Here is a 4936-nt window from a genome sequence, read left to right as displayed (position 1 = left end):
CGCGCACCGCCCGCCCGGGCGGTGCCCGCCCCGCCCGCTCCCGGCGCGTACGGCGGGCACCACCGGCGCCTCACCGGTCCAGACCCGCCAGCGGATAGGTCACCTCGGCGAGCAGCCGCTGCCCCGCAGTGTTGGGGTGGAAGTAGTCCCAGCGGCTCATGTGCGACAGCTCGAACGGATAACCGAACACCGCCCCGCCGTCATGCCGGCAGCCGGCCTGCTCGGCGCAGACCCTCGCCAGCACCGCGTTGAAGTCGGCCACCCGCTGGCGCACCCGCTCGCGCCGCTCCACATCCGCCTGGGCCGTCGAGCGCGGCCGCGCCAGCATCGACTGGCAGACGCTCAGCGCCGCCCACGTCGCCCGGGCCGAGGAACTGCCCTTCCCGACCTCCCACAACCGCTTGATGTCGGGAATGCTCGCCACGAACACCGTCGCCTCCGGCAGGCCCTCCGCGAGCGTCCGCATCGCCGTACGGAATCTCGCCTCGAAGTCGGCCACCGACGTCATGCCCGCCTCCGACGACGTGCAGGCGTCGTTGGCCCCGATCAGGACCGTCACGTACCCGGCCCCCGCGGCGACGGCCCGCTCGGCCTGCCCCTGCAGATCGGCGACCTTGGCCCCCGAGCGGCTGACGTTGCGGGCGACGAGATCGGCTCCGGCCTCCCGCAGCCGCCGGTAGTGGCTGTGCACCGACGAACTCGAGCCGGTGGACCAGGACCTGGACGGGCAGTCGACGTAGAAACCGCAGGCGTTGAACCCCTGCGTGATGGAATCGCCCATCGAGGCCATCGAGGTGACGGCCTGCGACGCCTGCGCATCGGCCGCCGCGACCGCCCCCGGGGCGAGTGCGGCGGCCAGCGCGGTGAGAAGGACGAGTGCCCGGCGCGGGATCTTCAAACTGGCCTCCTGAGGTCCTCCCCCGATCAGCTGGGATGCTCAGAATGTCCGCCCGCACCACCGGATTTACAAGCTCACATTACAAGTTACTGACCTGTTAGTAATATCCGTTCCGACACCGGCGCCGCCTTGCGGCCGGCCGCGGGGCGGCCTCACCCGGCCGCCGCGGAGCGGTCCAGCGCCAGGTGCACCGCCAGCCCGCCCAGCACGGTCCCCATCAGATGGCGCTGCACCCGCGCCCACAGCGGCCGACCCCCGAGGAAGGCCGCGACCGAACCCGCCATCAGCACGAACACCCCGTTGCCCGCCAGCGCCACCGCGATCTGCGTGAGCCCCAGCACCAGGCTCTGGCCCGCCACACCTCCCCGTGCCGGATCCACGAACTGCGGCAGCAGCGACACGTACATGACCGCGATCTTCGGGTTGAGCAGGCTCGTCACCATCCCCATGGCGAAGAGCCGCACCGGCCGGTCCGCCGGAAGCTCCCTCGGCGCGAAGACCGACTCCCCGCCCGGCCGCACCGCGCACCAGGCCAGCCAGAGCAGATACGCCGCCCCCGCCAGCTTGATCGCCGTGTAGGCCGCCGGCACCACGGCGAACACCGCCGTGATCCCCGCCACCACCGCCACCAGGTAGACCGAGAGCCCTCCCCCCACGCCCAGCAGCGAGACCAGCCCCGCCCGGCGCCCCTGTGCCACCGACCGCGACACCAGATAGACCATGTTGGGGCCCGGGGTCAGCACCATCCCCAGAGCCACCGCCGCCATGCCCGCCACAGCACCCGCAGAGACCATGCGCCCATCATCGACCGGCGGCACGCCCCAGAGAACGGCCAATTACCATCAATGGCCTTGAAATCGGCCACCAGATCGCCTCCCACCCCGGCCCCGCCGGCCCCTTCACACACCGGAACCACCCGCTGAACCGCTCCGGCCCGCACCCGGACACATCCCGCCGGCACCGCACCCGCCCCGGGCGATCAGACGAACCGGACTCCCCGCACACCCGCCGCCGGAGCGAACAACTCCAGCATCCGCAACCCCTCCTCCTCCAGCTCCACCCGCTGCGCCGCCGTCACCGCGGCGAACAACTCCACCTCCAACGACGCCTCACCCCGGCCGGACACCACCCGCCACAAACCCCGCACGAAACCGTCCACCAGCACCGTCGCCTTGATGATCCCGTTCACCGTGAACACCCGCCTCCGGTACTCGTCCGCCATGATCCGCGTCCGCGTCCGCGCCGAGAACGACAGCAGCATGTTGTCGAACTCCGACAGATAACGCACCGGCGCCGGCGCCTCCGGATCCGGCAGCACCGCCTCCGGCAGATCCACCACCTCCACCCCGTCCTCGGTCACGAAGACCCGCAGGCCCATCCCCCGCACGACCTCCCCCAGCCTCGTCATCCCCGACCACTGCTGCACGTCCATCACCGAGGCCGGACCGTAGGCAGCCAGATAACGCCGCACCATCTCCGCCGGCCCCGCCGCACCGTCCAGCCCGCGCCCCAGCCACGCCTCCGCACTCGTGTGCGCCGGCTGCCCGCCCACCCCCCACACGCCCCGCGGGGCACCTGCACCAGCGGCACCGTCTCCCGCACCGCCGCCACCAGATCGGCGGGATCACGACCCGGCCACCGCCCGGCCAGCTCCGCACCCAGCTCCCGGAAGGTCAGCGGACGCTCCTCCACCAGCTCCCGCCCCACCCGCGCGACCTCCGACGGCTCCAGCCCCGCCAAGCCCTTCCGCCCCCGCAGCCCCCGTGCCAGCATCGGCGCCAGCAGGGCCCGCAACGCCAGGCAGTCCTCCGCCGTCACCAGATGGATCGTGGAACGCATCAGCGCCAGCCGCACCACCCGCCGGTCGTACAGCAACCGGGACAGGTCATCGGGCGCGAACCCCTCCAGCCTGCTCCACAACCCGACGTACGGCGGGGCGGGAGCCTGCGCCTGCATGCCGTACAGGCGCCGGACCGCGTCCAGAGCGGGCAGGTCCGCCCGGGAGAGCAGCAGCTGCCGCTCCAGCGTCGCACGGTTGAGCGCCCGCCTGCTCAGCGTCTCCGGCATGGGATCCCCCTCGATCGACTACCGGGGATCCTATCGGACCGGAACAATCTATTCCAACACAGTCTAGACCGGATCCAGCGGCCGGTGCGGCGGCGGCGGCAACTCCACCGCGACCGCGTCACCGCGGCGCACCATGCCGCCGGCCACCACCACGCCCATGATCCCGGCCTTGCGCACCACCCGCCCCTCGGCGTCCCGGCCCACCACGTGCCGGAGCAGGCCCGGCCGGAACCCGTCGATCTGCCCGCAGGGGTTGCGCAGGCCGGTCACCTGCACCACCGCCTCGCCCCCCAGCCGCAGCAGCGCGCCCACCGGCAGGGCGAGCAGATCCACCCCGCGCGTCGTCACGTTCTCCCCCAGCTGGCCCCCCGCCACCGCGAACCCCGCCGCCGCCAGCTCGTCGTGGAGCTCGGCGTGGATCAGGTGCACCTGGCGCAGGTTCGGCTGCGCGGGGTCCCGGGCCACCCTCGACCGGTGCTTCACCGTCGCCCCGCAGTGCGCGTCCCCTTCGACTCCGAGTCCCGCGAGCAGCCGGATGCCGGCTTCGCCGGCCTTGCTGAACAGGTGCTCGCCACTGCGGCTCACCGCCACGATCGTTCCGTCGTCCATGGGGCCGATCCTGCCCTCTTTCCTCGTAGAGGTGAAGCTTTTCAAGATCATTTTTTGACCGGACCAGCGCCTTTACAATGTAGATTAATAATTGCCGGATAAGATCTCTCCGATGAGCCTGCCAGCCGTACCCCCCGGGGCGACCGGGCCCGCCGTCGAGCCCGCGCGCGACCCCTACCGGGTCTACCTCGACTCCCTCGCCAGCCCCGAGTCCCGCCGCGCGATGCGCGGCTGCCTGGACCGCCTGGCCGTCCTCATCTCCGGCGACGAGACCGCCTCCGGGGCGGGCCAGCCCTGGCACCTGCTGCGCTACGAGCACACCGTGCGGCTGCGCGCCCTGATGGCCGAACGCGACTGGTCCCCCTCCTACGTCAACAAGCACCTCGTCGCGCTGCGCAGGGTGCTGCGGGAGGCCTGGCGGCTCGGGCGGATGAGCGCCGAGGAGTACCAGCGCGCCGCCGACCTGCCCACCGTCGAGCACACCCGGCTGCCCGCCGGCCAGCACGTCCCCGCCGAAGTCGTCGGCGCGGCCCTGGCCGCCTGCGAGGCCGACGACTCCCCCGCCGGCGTCCGCGACGCCGCCCTGCTCGCCGCGCTGTACTCCACCGGCTGCCGCCGCGCGGAGATCGCCGGGCTGCGGCTGGACGACTACGACCCCGCCTCCCGCTCACTGCGCGTGCGCGGCAAACGCGACAAGGAACGTCTGGTCTACCTCACCCCCCAGGCCGTCGGCCGGCTGGAGCGCTGGCTGGCCGTACGGGGCGGCGCCTCCGGAGCGCTCTTCTGCCCCATCGGCAGGGCGGGCTTCCTGCGGTTCCGCGACGGCGGGCCCGCCGCCATGACGGGCCAGGCCGTCGCCGACATCCTGGCCCGGCGACTGGCCCAGGCCGGAGCCGCGCCGCGCACCCCCCACGACTTCCGCCGCACCTTCATCGGCGAGCTGCTGGACGCGGGCGTGGACCTCGCCACCACCCAGGCCCTGGTCGGCCACTCCTCCCCCGCGACCACCGCCCGCTACGACCGCCGCCCCGAGCACCGCCGCCGCGAGGCCGTCGACCGGATCACCCTCCCCGCCGCCGAACCGCTGTGAACGCCGGGCGGCGTGCCCCGCCGCCACCGCTAATGATCACTTTTTTTCCGCGCTGTGCTCATGACGGGCCGATGCCGTCCGATGGGAACTGCCGTGAACCCCAGTCGCCCACGCGCCGCCTCCGTCCTGACAGGACTCGCCGTCCTGCTGGTCGTCGCGCTCGGTCTCCTGGCCCAGCGGCAGATCACCGTCGCCCCGCTGCCCGCCGCGGCCGCGGTGGCCCTGCCGCTCGCCGCGGTGCCGCCGCTGGTGCGCCGGGGGATCCGGCGGCG

4 protein-coding genes and 1 pseudogene are annotated in these 4936 nt (G+C 73.0%); 1 reads left to right on the top strand and 4 read right to left on the bottom strand.

The window, feature by feature from the left end; all coding sequences use genetic code 11:
- Positions 1-70: 70 nt before the first annotated feature.
- From ACWJ6R_RS30130 to ACWJ6R_RS30115, 4 genes and pseudogenes are all read right to left on the bottom strand, one after another.
- A complete protein-coding gene (locus ACWJ6R_RS30130) occupies positions 71-898 on the bottom strand; it encodes an SGNH/GDSL hydrolase family protein (RefSeq protein WP_449065470.1) in 828 nt (275 codons plus the stop codon).
- 152 nt (positions 899-1050) lie between these two features.
- Complete coding sequence (locus ACWJ6R_RS30125) at positions 1051-1692, bottom strand: LysE family translocator (RefSeq protein WP_449065469.1); 642 nt, start codon at positions 1690-1692, stop codon at positions 1051-1053.
- 185 nt (positions 1693-1877) lie between these two features.
- Positions 1878-2854, bottom strand: a pseudogene (locus ACWJ6R_RS30120) (winged helix DNA-binding domain-containing protein).
- Between the two features lie 174 nt (positions 2855-3028).
- Positions 3029-3574, bottom strand: coding sequence for an MOSC domain-containing protein (locus ACWJ6R_RS30115; protein ID WP_449065468.1), 546 nt, complete (start codon positions 3572-3574; stop codon positions 3029-3031).
- A gap of 112 nt (positions 3575-3686) precedes the next feature.
- Between ACWJ6R_RS30115 and ACWJ6R_RS30110 the strand changes: the two genes are divergently transcribed.
- On the top strand, positions 3687-4664 hold the full coding sequence (locus tag ACWJ6R_RS30110; protein WP_449065467.1) for a tyrosine-type recombinase/integrase: 978 nt from the start codon (positions 3687-3689) through the stop codon (positions 4662-4664).
- The last annotated feature ends 272 nt before the right edge of the window (positions 4665-4936 follow it).

This window comes from Planomonospora algeriensis, assembly GCF_977012225.1.
The sequence above is the reverse complement of the archived record's forward strand: the minus strand, read 5'-3'. Positions and strand labels throughout refer to the sequence as shown.

Bases quoted from the DNA above. Each gene is read 5' to 3' on its own strand.
- ACWJ6R_RS30125 (WP_449065469.1), bottom strand. From the start codon at position 1,692: ATGGTCTCTGCGGGTGCTGTGGCGGGCATGGCGGCGGTGGCTCTGGGG.
- ACWJ6R_RS30115 (WP_449065468.1), bottom strand. From the start codon at position 3,574: ATGGACGACGGAACGATCGTGGCGGTGAGCCGCAGTGGCGAGCACCTG.
- ACWJ6R_RS30110 (WP_449065467.1), top strand. From the start codon at position 3,687: ATGAGCCTGCCAGCCGTACCCCCCGGGGCGACCGGGCCCGCCGTCGAG.